The sequence below is a fragment of the Thalassovita gelatinovora genome (assembly GCF_001458355.1).
Classification (GTDB): Bacteria; Pseudomonadota; Alphaproteobacteria; order Rhodobacterales; family Rhodobacteraceae; genus Thalassobius; species Thalassobius gelatinovorus.
Genome location: NZ_CYSA01000016.1, coordinates 71917 through 91830, shown reverse-complemented (window position 1 = coordinate 91830; position 19914 = coordinate 71917). Strand labels below are relative to the sequence as shown.

Annotated in this window: 21 protein-coding genes; 15 read left to right on the top strand and 6 right to left on the bottom strand. The window is 61.0% G+C overall.

The features are described 5' to 3' along the window. The first annotated feature begins 126 nt into the window (after positions 1-126). Positions 127-1185: a cell division protein ZapE gene (gene zapE / locus TG4357_RS08795; protein WP_058262511.1), complete on the top strand. Its 1059-nt coding sequence runs from the start codon at positions 127-129 to the stop codon at positions 1183-1185. A 315-nt stretch (positions 1186-1500) separates the two neighbouring features. Here zapE and TG4357_RS08790 read toward each other — a convergent pair whose 3' ends face one another. The 4 genes from TG4357_RS08790 to TG4357_RS08775 all read right to left on the bottom strand — a co-directional run bounded on the left by TG4357_RS08790 (position 1501) and on the right by TG4357_RS08775 (position 5573). Continuing rightward, entirely contained in the window at positions 1501-2772 is a 1272-nt protein-coding gene (locus TG4357_RS08790; protein WP_058262510.1) for a bifunctional folylpolyglutamate synthase/dihydrofolate synthase, read from the bottom strand. Continuing rightward, the gene (gene accD / locus TG4357_RS08785) at positions 2769-3710 is read right to left on the bottom strand and encodes an acetyl-CoA carboxylase, carboxyltransferase subunit beta (RefSeq protein ID WP_058262509.1); all 942 of its coding nucleotides are present in this window, start codon (positions 3708-3710) and stop codon (positions 2769-2771) included. The genes TG4357_RS08790 and accD overlap by 4 nt, the downstream gene beginning before the upstream one ends. A gap of 64 nt (positions 3711-3774) precedes the next feature. Next, a complete protein-coding gene (locus tag TG4357_RS08780; RefSeq protein WP_058262508.1) occupies positions 3775-4671 on the bottom strand; it encodes a CPBP family intramembrane glutamic endopeptidase in 897 nt (298 codons plus the stop codon). An 8-nt stretch (positions 4672-4679) separates the two neighbouring features. Then, positions 4680-5573 carry a CPBP family intramembrane glutamic endopeptidase gene (locus tag TG4357_RS08775; RefSeq protein WP_058262507.1) on the bottom strand — a complete coding sequence of 298 codons (894 nt, stop codon included), beginning with the start codon at positions 5571-5573 and terminating at the stop codon, positions 4680-4682. Positions 5574-5815: 242 nt separating this feature from the next. On the opposite strand from TG4357_RS08775, the gene TG4357_RS08770 reads away from it, so the two are divergent. The 7 genes from TG4357_RS08770 (at position 5816) to TG4357_RS08740 (ending at position 11614) form a co-directional block, all read left to right on the top strand. After that, entirely contained in the window at positions 5816-6619 is an 804-nt protein-coding gene (locus TG4357_RS08770; protein WP_058262506.1) for a hypothetical protein, read from the top strand. A 10-nt stretch (positions 6620-6629) separates the two neighbouring features. Then, the gene (locus tag TG4357_RS08765; protein WP_058262505.1) at positions 6630-7406 is read left to right on the top strand and encodes a DUF6478 family protein; all 777 of its coding nucleotides are present in this window, start codon (positions 6630-6632) and stop codon (positions 7404-7406) included. A 25-nt stretch (positions 7407-7431) separates the two neighbouring features. Next, entirely contained in the window at positions 7432-7812 is a 381-nt protein-coding gene (locus tag TG4357_RS08760) for a hypothetical protein (protein WP_058262504.1), read from the top strand. Positions 7813-7937: 125 nt separating this feature from the next. Continuing rightward, on the top strand, positions 7938-8270 hold the full coding sequence (locus TG4357_RS08755) for an ArsR/SmtB family transcription factor (protein WP_058262503.1): 333 nt from the start codon (positions 7938-7940) through the stop codon (positions 8268-8270). A gap of 133 nt (positions 8271-8403) precedes the next feature. Further along, positions 8404-9138: an arsenical resistance protein ArsH gene (gene arsH / locus TG4357_RS08750; protein WP_139193659.1), complete on the top strand. Its 735-nt coding sequence runs from the start codon at positions 8404-8406 to the stop codon at positions 9136-9138. Between the two features lie 26 nt (positions 9139-9164). Further along, positions 9165-9467, top strand: coding sequence for a hypothetical protein (locus TG4357_RS08745; RefSeq protein ID WP_058262502.1), 303 nt, complete (start codon positions 9165-9167; stop codon positions 9465-9467). A 122-nt stretch (positions 9468-9589) separates the two neighbouring features. After that, on the top strand, positions 9590-11614 hold the full coding sequence (locus TG4357_RS08740) for an NADPH-dependent 2,4-dienoyl-CoA reductase (protein WP_058262501.1): 2025 nt from the start codon (positions 9590-9592) through the stop codon (positions 11612-11614). On the opposite strand, the gene TG4357_RS08735 is transcribed toward TG4357_RS08740, so the two are convergent. After that, complete coding sequence (locus TG4357_RS08735; protein ID WP_058262500.1) at positions 11584-12513, bottom strand: LysR family transcriptional regulator; 930 nt, start codon at positions 12511-12513, stop codon at positions 11584-11586. The genes TG4357_RS08740 and TG4357_RS08735 overlap by 31 nt on opposite strands. 103 nt (positions 12514-12616) lie before the next feature. Here TG4357_RS08735 and TG4357_RS08730 point away from each other — a divergent pair, with 103 nt between their 5' ends. From TG4357_RS08730 to TG4357_RS08700, 7 genes are all read left to right on the top strand, one after another. Beyond that, positions 12617-13171 (top strand): carboxymuconolactone decarboxylase family protein, encoded by a 555-nt coding sequence (locus TG4357_RS08730; RefSeq protein ID WP_058262499.1) that lies wholly within the window; start codon positions 12617-12619, stop codon positions 13169-13171. A gap of 74 nt (positions 13172-13245) precedes the next feature. Then, entirely contained in the window at positions 13246-13710 is a 465-nt protein-coding gene (locus TG4357_RS08725; RefSeq protein WP_058262498.1) for a nuclear transport factor 2 family protein, read from the top strand. Positions 13711-13713: 3 nt separating this feature from the next. Next, entirely contained in the window at positions 13714-14376 is a 663-nt protein-coding gene (locus TG4357_RS08720) for a glutathione S-transferase family protein (RefSeq protein ID WP_058262497.1), read from the top strand. Positions 14377-14394: 18 nt separating this feature from the next. After that, positions 14395-15294 (top strand): pyridoxamine 5'-phosphate oxidase family protein, encoded by a 900-nt coding sequence (locus TG4357_RS08715; protein ID WP_058262496.1) that lies wholly within the window; start codon positions 14395-14397, stop codon positions 15292-15294. Positions 15295-15658: 364 nt separating this feature from the next. Then, positions 15659-16567 (top strand): AEC family transporter, encoded by a 909-nt coding sequence (locus TG4357_RS08710; RefSeq protein WP_074647021.1) that lies wholly within the window; start codon positions 15659-15661, stop codon positions 16565-16567. A gap of 151 nt (positions 16568-16718) precedes the next feature. Continuing rightward, entirely contained in the window at positions 16719-17624 is a 906-nt protein-coding gene (locus tag TG4357_RS08705; protein WP_058262495.1) for a LysR family transcriptional regulator, read from the top strand. A gap of 271 nt (positions 17625-17895) precedes the next feature. Further along, positions 17896-19032 carry an acyl-CoA dehydrogenase family protein gene (locus tag TG4357_RS08700; protein WP_058262494.1) on the top strand — a complete coding sequence of 379 codons (1137 nt, stop codon included), beginning with the start codon at positions 17896-17898 and terminating at the stop codon, positions 19030-19032. Here TG4357_RS08700 and TG4357_RS08695 read toward each other — a convergent pair whose 3' ends face one another. Continuing rightward, on the bottom strand, positions 19033-19914 hold the full coding sequence (locus TG4357_RS08695; RefSeq protein WP_058262682.1) for a transglutaminase family protein: 882 nt from the start codon (positions 19912-19914) through the stop codon (positions 19033-19035).

Here is a 19914-nt window from a genome sequence, read left to right as displayed (position 1 = left end):
AGGATGGAAAGAAAAAACCGGATGGTCAATTCAGCAATTGTCATGGCCCGGCTCACAAATCGTGACGATGGGCCGTTATGAGGGAAGGCCCTTTTCCTTACCCGGTGCATTGGTTATGTCGGCCCCATGACTCATATTCAGGATATATACCACGCGCGCGTGGCCGAAGGCGGTCTGCATGCCGATATGGCACAGCAGGCGGTGCTGCCCGAATTCGACCGGATCCGGGACGCCCTGTCCCAGCCGGTGAAAAAAGGTCTGTTCCGCAAAGCGCCGGAACCGCCGAAGGGGCTGTATCTTTGGGGCGGGGTCGGACGCGGCAAATCAATGCTGATGGACCTGTTCGTGGATCATGTCGGCGTGCCGGTGCGGCGGGTGCATTTCCATGCCTTCATGCAGGAAATCCAGGACGGAATTCATGCGGCGCGGCAGCAAGGGATCGAAGATTCTCTGGCCCCGGTGGCGCAACGGGTCGCGAAAGAGGTCAAGGTTCTGGCCTTCGATGAAATGCAGATCACCGATATTACTGACGCGATGATCGTTGGACGGTTGTTCGAAATCCTGTTTCAGGCCGGGGTGGTGGTGGTCACCACGTCGAACCGCATCCCGGACGATCTTTACAAGAATGGGCTGAATCGACAGCTATTCCTGCCCTTCATCGACATTTTGAAACAAAAGATGGTGGTCTGGGAACTGATCAGCCCGCGCGATTACCGGCAAAACCGGTTGCAGGGGGCCGAGGTCTATTTCACCCCGATCAATGCCGAAAGTCGGCAGAAAATCCGCGAAGTCTGGGAACATCTTAGCGGCGGCGAGGCGGAAAAACTGGTGCTCAAGGTCAAGGGCCGCGATGTCGAGATCCCGCAATTTCGCAACGGCGTGGCGCGGGCCAGCTTCTATGACCTGTGCGGCCGGATGCTTGGGGCGGGTGATTACCTGGCCCTGGCCGAGGCGGTCAAGGTTTTGATCCTCGAAGACATCCCGCGTCTGGGGCGCAGCAATTTCAACGAAGCCAAGCGTTTCGTCACCCTGATCGATGCGCTTTACGAAGCCCAGGTGCGGCTGATCTGTTCGGCGGCTGACACGCCCGAAAGCCTTTATATCGAAGGCGAGGGCGTGTTCGAATTCGAACGTACTGCCAGCCGGCTGCGCGAAATGCAGGCCGAAGATTGGGGCCTGTCTTAAGCTTCTTTTTGTAATCTTCTTCTGTTTGGAAAATATCCCGGGGGTTTGGGGGCTGGCCCCCAACTGTCCGGCATGGCTGCGGAATTTGAGACCTGAGCGGAGGAAAAAAGGGGGCCGTTGGATCGGCCCCTCTTTCTGTGTCCTGCCTGTCAACCTGTCGATAGTCCGTTCCAAATAGTGTGGGAACGGAAAAGGCGATGCCCCTCGCCTTCGAATTTCCGTGATTCGACCTTAGGCGAATCAGTGCGAATCAGTCAACAGGTGTGATTCGATTTAGGCGAATCATGTTGGAAATTTTGTATAGGTCGGCTTTGATCAGCCGTTTTCGCGCAAAACCGAACCGGCCAGATAAAGCGATCCACAGATCAGGATACGGGCATTCGGGCTATGCGCGGCGATCGCCTGCACCGCATCGCGCACCGATCCGGCCACTTCCGCCGGTATCCCGGCTTGTGCTGCGCTTGCCGCTGTGACGTCGGCGGGAAGGGTATTGGCCTCTTTGGGGATCGACACAGCGGTCAGGCTGGCCACATGCGGCGCCATCGGCGACAGATAGCCCGCAATGTCCTTGGTGTTCAGCATGCCGCAGATCAAATGGGTTTCCCGCAAAGGCAGGTGCGCCAGATGCGCCGCCAGCGCCTGACCGGCGGCTGGATTATGACCGCCATCGAGCCACAGTTCGACGCTTGGGGCGATTTCAACCAAGGGTCCGGATTTCAGACGTTGCATCCGCGCGGGCCAATCGGCTTTGGTGACAGCGGCTTCATAGGCGGCGTCGCCCATCCGTAAATGGCGCAGTGCGGCCAGAGCGGCCCCGGCATTCTGAATCTGATGTGCGCCGGGCAGGTTAGGCAGCGGCAGGTCCAACAGCCCGGATTCGTCCTGAAACACCAACCTGTCGCGGTCTTCAAACGCGTGCCAATGCTGTCCGCTAGCGATCAGCGGTGCCCCGAGCCGGGCCGCTGTTGCTTCGATCACGTCCATCGCTTCGTCGGTTTGCGGGCCGACCACGCAGGGCACGCCGCGCTTGATGATTCCGGCCTTTTCGCCCGCGATCTTGGCGAGCGTGTCACCGAGGAATTGTTCATGGTCGATGGACACCGGGGTGACGATGGTCAGCGCCGGTTTTTCGATCACATTGGTCGCGTCCAAGCGTCCACCGAGGCCGACTTCGAGCAGGGTATAATCGGCGGGGATACGGGCCATCGCCAACAGGGCGGCGCAGGTGGTGATTTCGAAATAGGTGATGTCATGGCCGCCATTGGCGCGATAGCATTCTTCCAGAACTTCGGTCAGGTCGGGTTCCGAAATCAGATCTCCGGCCAGCCGGATGCGTTCATGGAACCGCACCAGATGCGGCGAGGTAAAAGCGTGAACACGCTTGCCTGTCGCTTCCAGCCCGGCGCGGATCATTGCCTGGGTCGACCCCTTGCCATTTGTGCCGGCGATATGGATCACCGGCGGCAAGTTGTCCTGCGGATTATCGAGCGCGTCGAGCAAGCGCCAGACCCGATCCAGCACCAGATCGATCACCTTGGGGTGCAGCGCCATCATCCGGTCAAGGATGACGTCCGAACCTGCGGTCATTTTGCGGACTGGTCCGCAGCATGCTCCTCCACCGATTCCGGCGGCGTTGCTTCGGTCTCGGGGGCGGGCAGGTCGCCTTTGATCGCGGGCGGTAGGCCCATCAGCATCCGGATGATGGTGGTCAGTTCATCGCGCATGTCGGTGCGTTTGGTGACCCGGTCCAGCATGCCGTGATCCAGCAGGTATTCGGCGCGCTGGAACCCTTCGGGCAGTTTTTCGCGGATGGTCTGTTCGATTACCCGCGGGCCTGCGAAACAGATCAACGCGTTGGGTTCAGCGATCTGTACATCGCCGAGCATTGCATAGGACGCGGTGACGCCGCCGGTGGTCGGATGGGTCAGCACCACGATATAGGGCAGACCGGCTTCTTTCAGCATCTGCACCGCAACTGTGGTGCGCGGCATTTGCATCAGCGACAGGATGCCTTCCTGCATCCGGGCACCGCCAGCGGCGGAAAACAGGATCAGCGGGCGTTTAAGGTCGACCGCTTTTTCGGCCGCAGTGATGATGGCGTTGCCGACATACATGCCCATCGATCCACCCATGAAACTGAAATCCTGGGCGGCAGCGACGACGGGCGTGCGGCATATTTCGCCGGTAGCGACCAACATCGCTTCTTTTTCGCCGGTCTTCTTCTGCGCCGCCTTCATCCGGTCGGGATATTTTTTCTGATCGCGGAAATGCAGCGGGTCGGCGATTGGTTCGGGGACGTCCACGTCGGTAAAGATGCCGCCGTCGAACAGGGCGTGGAACCGATCCCGCGGGGTGATCGCCATGTGATGACCGCAATTGGTGCAGACATAGAGGTTGTCGCTGAGTTCCCGGTGGAACAGCATGGTTCCGCATTCATCGCATTTGGTCCACAGATTTTCCGGCACCTCGCGGCGCGAAAAGATCGAATTGATCCGCGGGCGGACGTAGTTGGTGATCCAGTTCATGAGCGGCTTTACCCCGTCGTCTTGTCTAGAGCTGTCAGATAAGCCGCGCGCGGCAGAATTGCAATCAGCGCCTTAGCGCCCAGCGTATCGAAAGCCACATCACCAGCAAGGTGGCAAGTTCGATTACGGTGCTGATGGCGATAATGGAATCAGGAGTGGTCGAGGGGGGCAGCAGGTCGTCGGTCGGGAACAGCAGCAGCGCCAGCCCGGAATCCGGCGCGCCACGTTCGGAAAAGAACAAGAACGCATAGATGTTATTGGCCAAGTGAAATCCGATCGCCGCGCCCAATGTGCCCGTCCGCGCGGTCAGGTCCGAAGCCACCAGCCCAAAACAAAACGCCCAGATCACGTATTGGACAGCGTCCACCGGATCGCTGCCATTGTCCCAATGGGCCGCTGCGAACAACAGGTTCGGTACGGTCAGCCAGATCCAGGGCGAAGAAAATCGCGCCGCCAGTTGTTGCTGGATATAGCCACGGTACAGCAGTTCTTCGGCGGCGACCTGAACGGTCAACGCGGCGACCGAGATCGGCAGCAATAACAGCCATCTGAGCCCGCCGGTCGAAACTGCCCCGGCGCTGGACCAGTAGGGCGGCAGGATTTCGAGTGCCAGAAAACAACCCAGCCCCGCGACCAGTGCCAGGCCGAACCCTTCGAGGGCAGGTTTGGGCGGGCCGGTCAGGCTGAGCGGTGGTCGGAAGTGCAGTACGCGCGCGATCAGGCATACCGCCCCGCCGAGAAAGGCAAAGCTGAACAGTTGCGCCAGCAGCCCGGCAGCGGTTGTGCCGTAAAAATAGGCGTCGCCTATTTCGGGCGGGAAAGCGATCAGCACGGCTTCGACGAAATCCAGCGCCAGGCTGTAAATCAGTTCGATCGCGATCACGCCGAATGCCAGCCGGGGCAAATCGGGGGTCAGACGGGCGGTGCCGATATAATCGTTATGGGGAAGATAGGACTGCATTTTCCCGCCTAGCGCCGCAAGGCCAGCCGGGCGGCCAGCCAACTGATGAACAACACGCAAAGATCAAGCAGCAGCAGCGGGCGCAGCGTGGCAGGGTCGGCCATATCGACCGGCGCGGCAAACAACGCCAGTCCAGACAGGGCTTCGTCTTGGGACACAAACAGGATCGCAACGGCGTTCGACACGAAATGCAGCGCGATGGCCGGGCCCAGCGTGCCCGCCCGTGCGGTCAGGTCCGAAGCCGCAATCGAAAACGCCGCCGCCCAACCGATCAGAATCCATGTATTGGCCCCGGCATCGGCGCGGTAATGCATCAACCCGAACAGCGCGGCGGGGACCAGCATCCAGACCCAGCGCGACGCGAAGCGCGCGGCCAGTTGTTGCTGGATATAGCCGCGAAACAGCAGTTCTTCGGCGCTGGTTTGAATCAGCAGCGCCGGTAGCGCCAGTGGCAACAGGGCGATCCACGGACCGACCGCGCGCTGTGCTGCGTTTTCGGGCAGCAGATCATAGGGTGGCAGCAACGACAGCACCAGATAGAGCAGGGCAACGGCTTTGAACACCGCCCAGCCCTGCTGCAAAGCCAGCCCGGGCGAACCAAGAAGCGATAGCGGATTGCGCCGGTGCAGTTGTTGCGCAACCGCGGCAAGCGCGATGGTCAGAAAGCCGAAGCTGGTCAACAGGTAAAGCGCGCCTTCCGGGCTGCGGCCGTTTCGGATGTGCAGGTTGAATTGGAAATAGCCGTCATCGCTGAGCAAGGCGAGGGCCAGCGCCTGCATCGCCCAGATCAGGCCGAGATAGATCACCATTGCCATGCAAAGCCCAACCACCAACCGCCAGAGTTCGGCCCGGGGCCGGGCCGGGCGGATGTAAGCCTCGTGGGCGGAATAGTCTGACTGCATGCCTGTGGTCCGGACGCCAGTGCCCGAACCGTGTGGCCCGCGCGTTGATCTTTGCCAGATCATAGGGATGAAAAATGGGCGCGAACAGGGGCGGGTTGCGACAATCGGACTTGTGTGATTCCGGGGGCTTGGCTATCCCATTGCCAAGTCCATGCGGAAAGGCCCGGTACAGGGTCAATTGTTGGACATGGGATTGAGGGGGAATCGCCGGGGCCATGAGAAACGGCACGGGAAAATCCGTATTGCGTATCGTATGGGCGTGGGCGTTGCTGGGACTGCTGTCGGGCTGTCTGGCTCCTGGCCCGCAGGATGACGCGGGCGCGGCGGTCAAAACCGGTCTGCACCGTGCCGAACTGGCTGGCGGCGATGTCGTGATCGTGCCGCCGCAGGGGTATTGCATTCAACAAGAAACCTTGCACAGTCGCGCCACCGGCGGGTTCGCGCTGCTGGCCAGTTGTGAAACGATCACCGGCTATGTCAGCGGGTATGACGTAGACCCGATGGTTTTGACCATCACCGCCGTGCCGCGCAGATCGGAAGCGGCGGAACCCGATGTTGAAGAAATCGCTGCCGCGCTGGGCGACCGCAAGGTGCTGCGCCGGTTGCATGGCGACGGCTTGACCATCGTGCAGGTGATGGCGACCGAAAGCCTGACGACGGAAGACGATCCACGGCATTGGCGCGCGATGATGGTTCTCAACGGCAAGATGGTGGGCCTGGCGCTGTACGGTCCCAAGGGCAGCGCAATGAGCGGCGAAAAGGGTCTGACCATGCTGAGTTGGCAAGCCGAACGCCTGCGCGAAGAAAGCCCGTTGATGGTGCGCGGCGGCGGGCCGGTGCCGGAGGCGATGCTGCGGCCGCATGTCCGGCCCGGAACCGGGATCGAACCGGGCGTGGGGGCCGCAGATGCCAGCGCAGAACCGATTGAACGCCCGAAACCGGAACCGGAAAACGACACCGCGAAAGGCGGCGGAGTGAAAAAACTCATTGCGGGTTTGTTTCAGCGCCGCCGAACCGATAAAACGATGCCAGAGCAGCAAGAATGAGGCCGAAGACATGGCGCGCCGGACCCCGAACAAATTCCTCAGATCGCTGGTGGCGGAACGCGTATCAAAGCGTTGGGCCAAGGCGGCGCGCGGAGCCAAAGAGGCCGATTTGTCGGTGCTGCGGCGGGAACGGAATTACGCCCGCACGCTGCGCCAGCATCTGAACGAGCTGATTTATGTCGCCGACAGCCGCTTGGCGCTGCCGATGATCGGATCGACCACGTTCCGCAAACCACAAGGATCGGATTGGGCGTGGCGGCCGCAGCTGTGGCGCGGGCCGCTGCCGGTGCCGGGGATGTCATCGGTGCAGAACAAAAGCCAGTTGGGCGATGAGGTGACGCTGTTTCACGACTGCGTCTTTTCCGAACTGACCCTGCGCCAGTTGCGCAATACCCGAGAAGCCGATCTGGCCCCGTTCGGGATGCGGATGGACGTGTTCAAATTCGACGGGTCGTTCCTGTCATTGGTGATCGACCTGCCGCCCGAAGCGGTGCAGGGGCTGAAGCGGCGGCATCTGCTGCGGATGGACACGATCGTGGAAATGGAAAAGCCGCTGGAAATCTTCGCCCGGCTGAATATCCGCCACGGTCCCAATACCGAACAGATCGTGCGCGAATTGCCGCTGCATGAAGAAGAAATCATGGTCGAATTTGATCTGGCCTATACCAAGTTGAATGAAAAACGGGTCGAAAAGGCTTGGCTGGATCTGATTTTCGAAGGGCCGGATATGAATCAGGTGACGCTGCGCGACCTGACATTCAGCCGCCGGCCCCGGGCCGAACTGTAACGCCGAGTTGCAAGGAGCATCCGCGATGAGCGAACTGACACTGACCAAGACCCGCCTGTTCGAAGGCGTGTGGGAAGGCGTGTTGACGGTTGACGCCGGCAAGCGCCGGGTTTCGCCGCAGATCGAAGTGATCCATCTTGAGGCGCGATTGCCCGATGTCGAGCTGGTCGAGGATGCGGAGGCGGGGCAATGGGTGCTGCGGGTACCGATCCCGGCCGCGCTGTTGTCGGACGGGGTGCAAAGTTTTGTGATCCGTGATGCCGATAGCGGCGATGTGCTGGAAAGCTTTGCGATACTGGCAGGCGAAGTGATGGCCGACGACCTGCGGGCCGAGATCGCGCTGTTGCGCGAAGAGTTGGACATGCTGAAACGCGCTTTCCGGCGGCATTGTCTGGAAACCATGTAAGCGGGCAGGACGTGGCGGGGCCGAGTTGATGTAGCCGCGCCGCCGTTGGGGTGGTTAAAAGAAAATCACGGCACCTGTGGTTCTTTGTCTTGCATCGGGTCAGAAATATCCATAAATCATGATATATGGAAAAGACTAAAACACTCGCCACTTTTGCGGCCCTGTCGCAGTCGAGCCGTCTCGACGCTTTTCGTTTGCTGATCCGGGCCGGAAGCAAAGGCATGGCTGCGGGTGAAATTTCGGAGGCGCTGGGGGTGAAGCAAAACACCATGTCGGCCAACTTGTCGGTGTTGTTTCAGGCCGGGTTGATCCGAAACACCCGCGAAGGCCGCTCGATCCGCTATTTCGTCGATATGGACGGGCTGCGCGGCATGCTGGGCTTCCTGATGGAAGACTGTTGCGGCGGTGACCCCGATCTGTGCCGCCCGGTTCTGGATGCCATTGCCTGCAATTGTTGATGTAACCCGATGACGGACAACACGGTTGGGCGGTTTTCCTGTCGCCCGGTTGCTGAACGTCGAATTGTTCATGCCCCGCCAAGGACGGACCCACAGGTCCGTGCGTCAAAAAGGGCGGCCAAATGATCCCTGAATGAAAACGGAGACCGCGTTGACTGACACGCCGAATATCAAAGACGAAAGCTTTTTCCCGATTGACGAAGACCGCCTGCATCCGGCTGAACGGATGGCGCACAAGCCGCGCATTTTGCTGCTTTATGGATCGCTGCGCGACCGGTCCTATTCCCGGCTGATGGTCGAGGAAGCAGCGCGGATGTTGCAGCGCTTTGGCTGTGAGACCAGGATTTTCAATCCCTCCGGCCTGCCGCTGCCTGACGACGCACCTGCCGAGCATCCGAAGGTGCAGGAATTGCGTGACATGGTGATGTGGTCGGAAGGCATGGTTTGGTGTTCGCCCGAACGGCATGGCGCGATGACCGGGATCATGAAAACGCAGATCGATTGGATTCCGCTGGCCCCGATCGGTGGCATCCGCCCGACGCAGGGTAAAACGCTGGCGGTGATGCAGGTCTGTGGTGGATCGCAAAGCTTCAACGCAGTCAACCAGATGCGCATTCTGGGCCGCTGGATGCGGTTGATCACCATTCCGAATCAATCCTCGGTTCCCAAGGCGTTTCACGAATTCGACGAAGCGGGCCGGATGTTGCCCGGCCCGTTCTACAATCGCGTGGTGGACGTGATGGAAGAATTGGTGAAATTCACCCTGCTGACCCGCAGCCAATCGGGGTATCTGACTGATCGGTATTCGGAACGGGTGGAAAGCCTGCAACAACTGTCGCAACGGGTGAACATGAAATCCGCGACTTGAGCGCGACTGTCTGTTAGGGTCGGGTCATGATTACAGAGATTGTCACCTTTGACCTGCCCGCAGACATGTCCCGCGATGACGTGTTGGCCCGATATCAGGCCACGCTGCCGCGTTGGCGCGCCAACCCGGAGTTGATCCGCAAGACGTATCTTTATGATCCCGACGGCAAGCGCGGCGGCGGGGTTTACCTGTGGAAGACCCTGGCGGCGGCGCAGGCCGCGCATGATGCCGAATGGTGCCGGATGGCCGAAGATACATATGGCAGCGCGCCCCGGTTCGATTATTTCGAAGCAACGCTGTTTGTGGAAAACGAAAGCCTTCAGGACTGACGCTGGATTGGCGGGCGTTTGCGGCTGCTGCCGTCACGGTCGGTTTGGGGCTTACGCTGCGTTTTGGATGACAATCCGCCTGTCCTGGGGCCAGATACCGGCCAATTGCAGGGAGGCACGTCATGACAACTTATCCGCACCTACTCGCTCCGCTTGATCTGGGTTTCACCACGTTGAAAAACCGCGTTCTGATGGGATCGATGCATACCGGGTTGGAAGAAACCAAGGATTGGCCGCGGGTGGCCGAATTTTATGCCGCCCGGGCGCGCGGCGGCGTCGGGTTGATGGTGACCGGCGGCATTGGCCCGAACCTGGAAGGATCGGTTGCCCCCGGCGCGGCGATGATGGCCAGCGAAGACGATGTGCAGGCCCATGCGATCGTCACCAAGGCCGTGCATGATGCGGGCGGCAAGATCGCGATGCAGATCCTGCATGCGGGCCGCTATGCCTTTGGCCCCAAATGCGTGGCCCCGTCGGCGGTCAAATCACCGATTTCGCCGTTCCCGCCGAACGAATTGGACGAAGACGGCATCGAAAAGCAGATCAACGATATCGTCAACGCTGCCGTCCTGGCCCGTAAAGCGGGGTATGACGGGGTCGAAATCATGGGATCGGAGGGTTATTTCCTCAATCAGTTCCTGGTCGCCCATACCAACAAGCGGACCGACCGTTGGGGCGGGTCGTATGAAAACCGGATGCGGCTGCCGCTGGACGTGGTGCGTCGCACCCGCGAAGCGGTGGGGCCGAATTTCATCATCATCTATCGGTTGTCGATGATCGATCTGGTGCCCGATGGATCGACCTTTGACGAGGTGGTTCAATTGGCGCAGGAGGTCGAAAAGGCCGGTGCGACGATTATCAATACCGGCATCGGTTGGCACGAGGCACGGATTCCCACCATCGCCACATCGGTGCCGCGCCGCGCCTTTGCCTGGGTCACCAAGAAGCTGATGGGCAAGGTCGGTATTCCGATCATTACCTCGAACCGGATCAATACGCCCGAAGTGGGCGAAGAGGTTCTGGTCGAGGGCTGTGCCGACATGGTGTCGATGGCCCGCCCGCTGCTGGCCGATGCCGATTTCGTGGTCAAGGCCGAAACCGGCCAGTCCGACCATATCGCCCCATGCATCGGCTGCAATCAAGCCTGTCTGGATCACACATTCGGCGGCAAGCTGACGTCGTGTCTGGTCAATCCGCGCGCCTGTCATGAAACCGAATTGGCTATCACCCCGGCCGAAGAGGTGAAAAGCATTGCTGTTGTAGGGGCCGGGCCGGCCGGGTTGTCGGCGGCGCTGACTGCTGCGGAACGTGGCCACAACGTCACCTTGTTCGACAAGGCGGACAGGATCGGCGGACAGTTGAACATGGCGCGGCAGGTGCCGGGCAAGGAAGAATTCAACGGGCTGGTCGATTGGTTTGCCAACATGGTCGCCGATGCGGGCATTACCGTGAAGCTGAATGCCGCAGCCGGGGTGGATGATCTGGCCGGCTTTGACGAGGTGATCATCGCCACCGGCGTGATGCCGCGCGATCCCGGTATTCCAGGGCAGGACCGCGACAATGTGTTGAACTATATCGACGTGCTGCGCGACAAGGCCGAGGTCGGTCAGAAGGTGGCGATCATCGGTGCGGGCGGCATCGGGTTCGACGTTGCCGAATTCCTGGTCACCGGCGACAGCCCGACGCTGAACCTGCCGGAATGGCTGAAGGAATGGGGCGTTGCCGATCCTGAAGCCGTGCGCGGCGGGTTGGCTCCCGAAGGGCCGCAACCCGATGCGCCGGTGCGTCAGGTGACGTTGATGCAGCGCAAGGCCAAGGCGCTGGGCAAGGGTTTGGGCAAAACCACCGGCTGGATTCATCGCGCGACGCTGAAAATGAAAGACGTCGAGATGATCGGCGGGGTCAATTATGAAAAGATCGATGATGCGGGGTTGCATATCAGCTTTGGCGAGGCGCGGGAAAATCCGCAGGTGATCGAATGCGATACCGTGGTCCTGTGCGCCGGGCAGTTGAGCGAGCGCACGCTGGCCGATGCGTTGCAGGCCGAGGGCATCGGCTGCCACGTGATCGGCGGCGCCGATGTGGCCGCCGAACTGGATGCCAAGCGGGCGATCAATCAGGGCACCCGTCTGGCGGCGGCGCTGTAAGGTTGGGGCATGCCGTCTGCAATCCTCGGCGCGGCAAAATCAAGGAACGCCCGAAGCTTCTGTGGGATCAGGGCGCGCGGCTCATAGAGAAGGTGGACCGGCCAAGGTTCGGGTTCGAAATCCTGCAGAAGCGGCACGAGCCGCCCCGCCCGGATGGCGGCGGCGGCCTGATAAGACAGGACACGGGTGAAACCAAGCCCGTCAATGGCTGCATCAATCGCGGCTTCTGCGGCATTCACGATCAGGCGCGAACGCACCGGAACGGTGATTTCATGCCTGCCGGATCCGAAACGCCAGTTCTGCGGTGACATGAGGTTCTGGAAAGTGATGCCATCCAGTTTTGCCAGATCGCTGGGCACCTTTGGTGTGCCGTGCTCGCCAAGATAGGAAGGGCTGGCGCAGACGATCTGGCGCACCTCGCCCACCTTGCGGGCAATAAACGCACTGTCGGCAAGCGGCCCGATGCGCACAGCCAGGTCAAGATGTTCCTCGTGCAGGTTCATCGTGCGGTCGGTCAGTTCAATCTGAACGTCGACATCCGGGTAGGCCCGGAGGAAGGCATTCACCGTGGGCAGGACGTGCAACCGGCCAAAAACGATGGGCGCGGTCATCGTCAGTGTTCCTCGTGGCGCGATGAATTCACCCGAGGCATTGCGTTCGGCTTCCGAGACCTCTTCCAGAATTCTGCGGCAAGCCGCGACATAGGTTCTGCCCGTGTCCGTGAGCGTCAATCCCCGTGGAGAGCGCAGCAACAGTTCTGCCCTCAGCTTGTCTTCCAGTTCGGAAATCCTGCGGCTGACGGTGGCGATCGGCATCCGCAACGCGCGCGCGCCTGCGGTCAGGCTGCCTTCGTCCACGACACGCACGAAGATGGACATGGTTTCAAGACGGTCGGTCATGACTTTTCCAATTTTTGGAAGCAAGCATCTCAATAATATGGGATACTACCAATTAATGAAAGCTCTTACATCTACCTCGCACAACATGCAAAGGAGCTTTCACATGTCCCGTATCACTTATCCCGACAGCATCTCCACCGCGCCTGCGGCTTCGCAGCCGCTGTTGCAAGCCGTTGAAAAACAGTTAGGGACGGTCCCGAACCTGTTCCGCCTTGCCAGCGTCAGCCCGGCTGCTCTGGAAGGCTATCTCGGCCTGTCCGGTGCTCTTGGCAAGGGCCGCCTGCCGGCTGCCACCCGCGAACGTGTCGCGCTGGCGGTGGCACAAGTTAACGGCTGCAACTACTGTCTCTCGGCCCATACCTATCTGGGCAAGAACCTTGCCAAGCTCGACGATACCGAAATCGACGCCAACCGCGCCGGGCGGTCGAACGACGCCAAGGCCGACGCCGCCGTGCGCTTTGCCGTCAAGGTGACCAACGCGCGGGGCCGGGTCGATGGCGAGGATCTGCGCGCGGTGCGCGATGCCGGCTATGACGACGGCCAGATCATCGAAATCGTGCAGCATGTCGCGCTGAACATCTGGACCAACTACCTCAACGAACTGGTCCAGACCGAAATCGATTTCCCCGCGGTCGACGCTGCCGAACTGGCGGCCTGACCCTGGCGGCGCGGCCGGGTCCTGTCCCCCCCGGCCGCGCACTTTCCCCTGTCCCAACCCGAAAGGATGCGCCGATGAGCCGCCCCCCGCTTCCCCCGTTCACCGAAGACAGCGCCAAGGAAAAGATCCGTCTGGCCGAAGACGGCTGGAATTCCCGCGATCCGGCCAAGGTGGCGCTGGCCTATACGACCGACAGCCGCTGGCGCAACCGCGCCGAATTCCCGGTGGGCCGCGCCGAAATCGAAAATTTCCTGACCCGCAAATGGACCCGCGAGATGGAGTATCGGCTGATCAAGGAACTGTGGGCCTTCACCGGCAACCGCATCGCCGTGCGCTATGCCTATGAATACCGCGACGACAGCGGCCAATGGTTCCGAGCCTATGGCAACGAGAACTGGGAATTCGCCGAAGACGGGCTGATGGCGGCCCGGCATGCCAGCATCAACGAACGCCCGATCCGCGAGGATGAGCGCAAGTTCCACTGGCCGCTGGGCCGCCGCCCCGACGATCATCCGGGCCTGTCAGATCTCGGTCTCTGAACCATGAAAGACAGTTCCGTGAACCCGCATTTTCCCGCCGGTGCCGCGCCGGTCAAGCTCTACCGCAATCCGAAATCGGGGCATTGCCACCGGGTGCAGCTGATGATGTCGCTGCTTGGCGTGCCCTATGAACCCGTCGATATGGACATGGCGAACGGCGCCCACAAGGCGTCCGAATACCTGAAGATCAGCCCCTTCGGCCAGGTGCCCGCCATCGACGACAACGGCATCACCCTGTCGGATTCCAACGCGATCCTCACCTATCTGGTGCGCAAATACCCCGACGGGCACGACTGGCTGCCCGCAGCGCCCGAAGCCGCTGCCGAGGTGCAGCGCTGGCTGTCTGTCGCTGCGGGGGAAATCGCCAGCGGCCCGGCGGCGGCGCGACTGGCGGCCGTCTTTGGCGCAAAGTTGGATCGCGAAACCGCCAAGGCCAAGGCGCACCGGCTATTCGCGGTGATGGAACCGCTCATGCAAAGCCGCCCCTTCCTGGCCGGCCCCGCCGTCACCATCGCCGATATTGCGGGCTACAGCTATATCGCCCATGCACCCGAAGGCGGTGTCAGCCTCGAAGCCTATCCCGCCATCCATGCGTGGCTGGACCGGATCGAAGCATTGCCGGACTTCGTGGGCATGGCCCGTTCACCCATCCCAAGCGATATCTGACACCGAAAGGCGGTTGCGATGACCCGACCCGATCACGTCTTCCATATTGGCGAACGCGCGGTGCAGGATCGCGCTGGCGTTCCCGAGGAATGGCGCCAACGCGCGGCCCGTGCAATTCGGACGACCATGCCCGCGCAACACCAGCTATTTTTCGAAAGCCTGCCGGTGCTGTTTCTTGGTCTGCGCGACCAGCGGGGCCGGCCTTGGGCCACCGCCTGTTCCCTCCCTACCGGTGCGCGGGCAACGGGCGCGATGCTGTCCGCCAACACCCGCCCGGTGCTTGCCGAACCGCTCGGTCTGGACCTGCGACCGGGCGCAAAGGCGGCGGTTCTTGGTCTGGACTTCGCAACGCGGCGGCGCAACCGCATGAATGGAACCATATCGCCCGCGGCAGAGAACGTTCTGTCCATTGCCGTCGAGCAGAGCTTCGGCAATTGCCCGAAATACATCTGGACGCGACGGTTAGGTTTGCCAGCCGCGCCACTCCCATCCGCTGAAGGTGCGCGCATTGCAATCAGCGATGCGGTGGCGCGGCGGATCATCTCTTGCGCAGACACGTTCTTCATTGCGACCTTTGCGAAAGGCGGGGCCGACGTTTCGCACCGTGGGGGGATGCCCGGCGTCCTGCACCAGAACGCGGACGGCTCGCTTTGCTTTCCGGATTATGCCGGCAACCGTTTCTATAACACGCTTGGCAATATCGAGCTTAACGGTCGCGCCGGGTTGTTCATTCCGGAATTTGCAAGTGGTGAGGCAATCCTGCTGACGGGGCGGGCCGGGATCGATTGGTCCCCTGAGCGCGCGGCGCAATTCGAAGCCGCCGAACGCGTCGTCGACATCCGCCCCGAGGAGGTTTGGCACGTCAAGCATGCATTGCCTCGCGGTACCTTCATACAGGAAAGAGAGGCCGCGGATTGAACCGCCCGAGCTTACGGAAGGTGTTTTGTTCTACGTGCCTTAGGTCTGGAGCTTCCCCAACATCACAGAACATTGGTGAACGGGAGGGATCACATGTCATCGGTGCAGGGCAACCTACGGAACATATTGCGATACCATATTGGGTTTATACAGATATTAAACATGCCAAGATCGCTTGAGGCTGCCAGATACGGAAAGTACTAGATCCCCCCGGAGTATTTAGGGAACAGGGAATGGGACGCCCGGATCGGGGCGCTGATGGCGGTGTTGTTCCTTGCGGTCAGGCCAGAGGGGCCGCGAAACCGCAGAAATCTGCTTGTGGCCTGCCGATCCTGGGGCTTAGATGCGGTGCGGACGGGGGCATATGGTTTTCATCACGATCCTGCTGGGGCTTTTGCCCAGTTTTCTGATGGTTGGTCTGGGCGGACTGATCCGCAACCGGCTGTCTGCCAATGCCTGGCAGGGGCTGGATCGGTTGAATTTCGAAATCCTGTTTCCGGCGCTGATTTTCGTGGCGGCCTCCAGCCGGCCGATTGATTTGGCGGATATGGCGCGGATCGGGCCGGCGGTCTGGACGATCCTGCTGATTGCCCTGTCGGTCGGGTTTCTGGCGCGGCGGTTCGGGCCGGAACGGTTCCGCGATTTCGCCGGGGCCTGGCAAACCGCGTGGCGGTTCAATACCGCGCTGGGCTTTGTCGCGGTGGAAACGCTGCACCCGGCCCCGGTGGGGGAATTGGCAGTGGCGGTGGGGATGGCGATCCCGATGGCCAACCTGTTGGCGGTGACGGCGCTGTCGCGCGGTAGCGGCGATTGGCGGCAGACTGTTTTCAAAGTGGCAACAAATCCGTTTCTTCTGGCCTCGGTGTCGGGGGTGATTGTCGGGGTCAGCGGGGTGTCGATCCCGGGGCCGGTGTTGGCGCCGTTGGAAATGCTGTCGCGGGCGGCGATCCCGGTGGCGTTGATATCGGTGGGGGCCACGATGAATTGGGGCGCCTTGGCCCGGATGACCCGGTTCAGCGCCATCATCGTGGCAACGAAACTGATCGTCGCGCCTGTTGCCGCGTTGATCCTGTGCCTGATCTTTGACCCCGGCGAGGCGATTGCCCGAACGCTGATCCTGTTCGCGGCTTTGCCCACGGCGTCGGCGGCGCATGTGTTGGCGGCGGGCTTTGGTGCGGACCGCGAATTGGCGGCGACGCTGGTGGCGCAATCGACGCTGCTGGCGGCGGCGAGTCTGCCGCTGTGGATCACCGTGATTACGGTGTTGTTTTAGAAACAATCGATCCGGGCAACATTCTGTTTCCGTGTTTCCGTGCCATGAACGATCCCCGACTTTACCCCGATATTGTCCAGCGCCTGCCGCAGTGCTGCCCGATTTCACCGCGATACCGGATGCTGAAGACGCAATACTGAAGGGTACGCAGATGGATCGCCTGACCGAAATGGAAGCTTTCGCCACCGTAGTGGACCAAGGAGGCTTCACCGATGCGGCCAAGAAGATGGGGATTTCGAAATCCGCTGTTTCAAAGCATGTGTCCAGCCTCGAAGCGCGGCTGGGTGCCCGTTTGCTGAACCGGACCACCCGCCGGGTCAGCCCGACCGAGATCGGTCTGGCTTATTATGACCGTGCCCGCCGGGTGCTGAACGATGCTGGCGAAGCCGACGCGTTGGTCACGTCGATGCAATCGGCCCCCTCTGGCCTGTTGCGGATCAGCGTTGCCACCGATTTCGGCGTCAATCACCTAAGCCCGATCCTTGGCGAATTCCTGTCCGACTTCCCTGACATCACTGTGAACATGGTGCTGAACAACCGCTATGTCGAACTGATCAGCGAAGGCTTCGACATGGCGATCCGCATCGGCGAGTTGGAAGACAGTACCCTGCGCGCCCGCAAATTGACCGAGACCACCAAGCGGATGATCGCATCGCCGGGGTATTTCGAAAAACATGGCCGGCCGCAGAAGATCGACGATCTGAACGAACACAAGCTGCTGCATTATTCCAATCAGTCGAGCGGCAATGTCTGGAAACTGACCGCGCCGTCGGGTGAAAAGCGGCAGATCCGCACGTCCGGCGGGTTGAGCGTGAATGATGGCCAGTCGCTGCTGAACGCCGCTGTCGCGGGACTGGGGATCGCCTATCTGCCGAGCTACCTTTATGCCGATGCGATGAAACAGGGGTTGATCGAGGATGTGATCCCCGATCTGCCGATGGAAACCCAAGGCATCTATGCGGTGTATCCGCCGGGACGGTTCACCCAGCCGAAGGTCCGTGCCTTCATCGACTTTCTGGCTCATGCCTTTGCCGACAAAGGCCCGAGCGACTGGTAAGAATTCCCTAGCGTTGATCAAGCGCCCACTTGACCCCGGCTTCGGCCGGGGTTTTTCTTTGGGGAAGCGCTGAACCGGTTGTGATCATGTCCTTAAGGGCAGCTTGGTCCGCATGGCGGGCAACAGTTTTTGCTATATCCATTTCATTTGCGCCCCGTCGCCCCCTTTTGCAAAACTCCTGCAAGGTTTTGCGCCGATACCCTCTTTGCGCCGGGGCTGGGTTCTGACATCTTGCCGGCCAAGCGCGAATTGACAGCGGGGAGGCTTCATCATGACCGTACTGAGCGAAGATCAGCAGATGATTCAGGATATGGCGCGGGGGTTTGCCCGCGATGTTCTGGCACCGGGGGCGGCGGCGCGGGACAAGTCAAAAACCATCGAACCAGAAATTCTGACGCAGATGGGCGAGCTGGGCTTCCTTGGCATGACGGTGCCCGAGGAGCTGGGCGGGGTCGGGGCCGATTACGTGTCCTATGCGCTGGCACTGATCGAGATTGCCGCCGGGGATGGCGCGGTTTCAACGGTGATGAGCGTACATAACGCGCCGTTCAACGCGATCTTGCAACGCTATGCCAGCCCGGCACAGAAAGAACAGGTGTTGCGCCCGGCCACGGCGGGAAAATTCATCGGAGCCTTTGCGCTGACCGAACCGCATGCGGGATCGGATGCGTCGGCCATTCGCAGCCGGGCGCGGCGCGATGGGGACGATTATATCCTCAATGGTGAAAAGGCGTTCATCACCTCGGGCCAGATCGGCGAATGGGTGGTGGTGTTTGCCCGCATGGAAGGCAGCGAAGGCAAATCAGGGATTACCGCGTTTCTGGTGAAGACCGACACCCCCGGCTATCACGTGACATCGGTCGAGGAAAAGCTGGGGCAGCGCTGTTCGGACACTTGTGCCTTGCGGTTCGAAGACATGCGAGTGCCTGTCGAGATGCGGATCGGGGAAGAAGGCGACGGCTATCGGATCGCCTTGTCGAGCTTAGAGACCGGCCGGATCGGCATTGCGTCGCAATCGGTGGGCATGGCGCAGGCGGCGCTGGACCTGGCGATTGACTATGCCAAGGATCGGCAATCCTTTGGTCAACCCTTGATCGCCCATCAGGCGGTCGGGTTCCGTTTGGCCGATGCGCGCACCGAACTGGAGGCGGCGCGGCAATTGGTGTTGAACGCGGCGCGGATGAAGGATGCCGGCATTCCCTGCCTGACCGAAGCAGCGATGGCCAAGCTGTTTGCGTCGGAAGCGGCGGAACGGATCATTTCGGCAGCGATCCAGACCTTTGGCGGTTATGGCTATATGCAGGATTTCGCGGTCGAACGGATCTACCGCGATGCCCGGGTCTGCCAGATTTACGAAGGCACCAGCGACATCCAGAAGCTGATCATCACCCGGGCGCTGGCGCGCTGATCAGTCCAGCGCGATGACATCGACGCGGTGGGAACTTTTCTGATCCCCCGCGATCCGCACCACGCCCCGGATCGGGGCGACATCGGAATAATCACGGCCATAGGCCGACACGATGTGATCGGATCCCACCACCAGATCATTGGTCGGGTCGTATTCCATCCATCCCGATTGCGGCCCGCCCCAGATGCGGACCCAGGCGTGCATGGCATCGGCCCCTTCCAGCCGGGGCTGACCTTCGGGGGGGAGGGTGCGCAGGTAGCCCGACACATATCCGGCCGGAATGCAGATGCCACGCAGGCAGGCGATCATGACATGGCTGAAATCCTGACAAACGCCGTGCCGTTTGGCAAAGGCAGTTTCTGTGGGAGTGTCGACTTCGGTCGCTTTGGCGTCAAAGGTCATGTCTTGGTGTAGCCGCTGGCCGATGGCCAATGCCGCCTGCAATGCGGTCATGCCGTCATCGATGCAAGCGCGGGCATAGGCGGTCATGTCGGTTTGGGGGCGCACCCGCGGTGATGCGGCGAGGAAATGATGCGGCGAGTCCGGTCCGATATCTCTGACCGCGTGCAATTGCGCCGGAAGATCGGCCAGCGGCGTGGCATCCGCTGCTGCGATCGGCGGCGGAGAGGTGCAGTCCACTTCGGTCAGAAGCGTGACGCTGAGCGCGTTGATCGGCATCTGGAAGGCGATTTCAGTGACCTGATTGCCGAAGAAATCCAACCAGTCGCGGCGTTCGCTGGGTGGTGGCGACACCGTCACATCGCAACGCGTCAGCAGTTGCCGTCCGGGGATTGGCCTCGGGCTGACGCGGATAAGATTACGCGCCGCATGAGAGGGGGCGGCATAGCTGTAATCCTGTTGCATCCTGATTTCGTAGCGCAT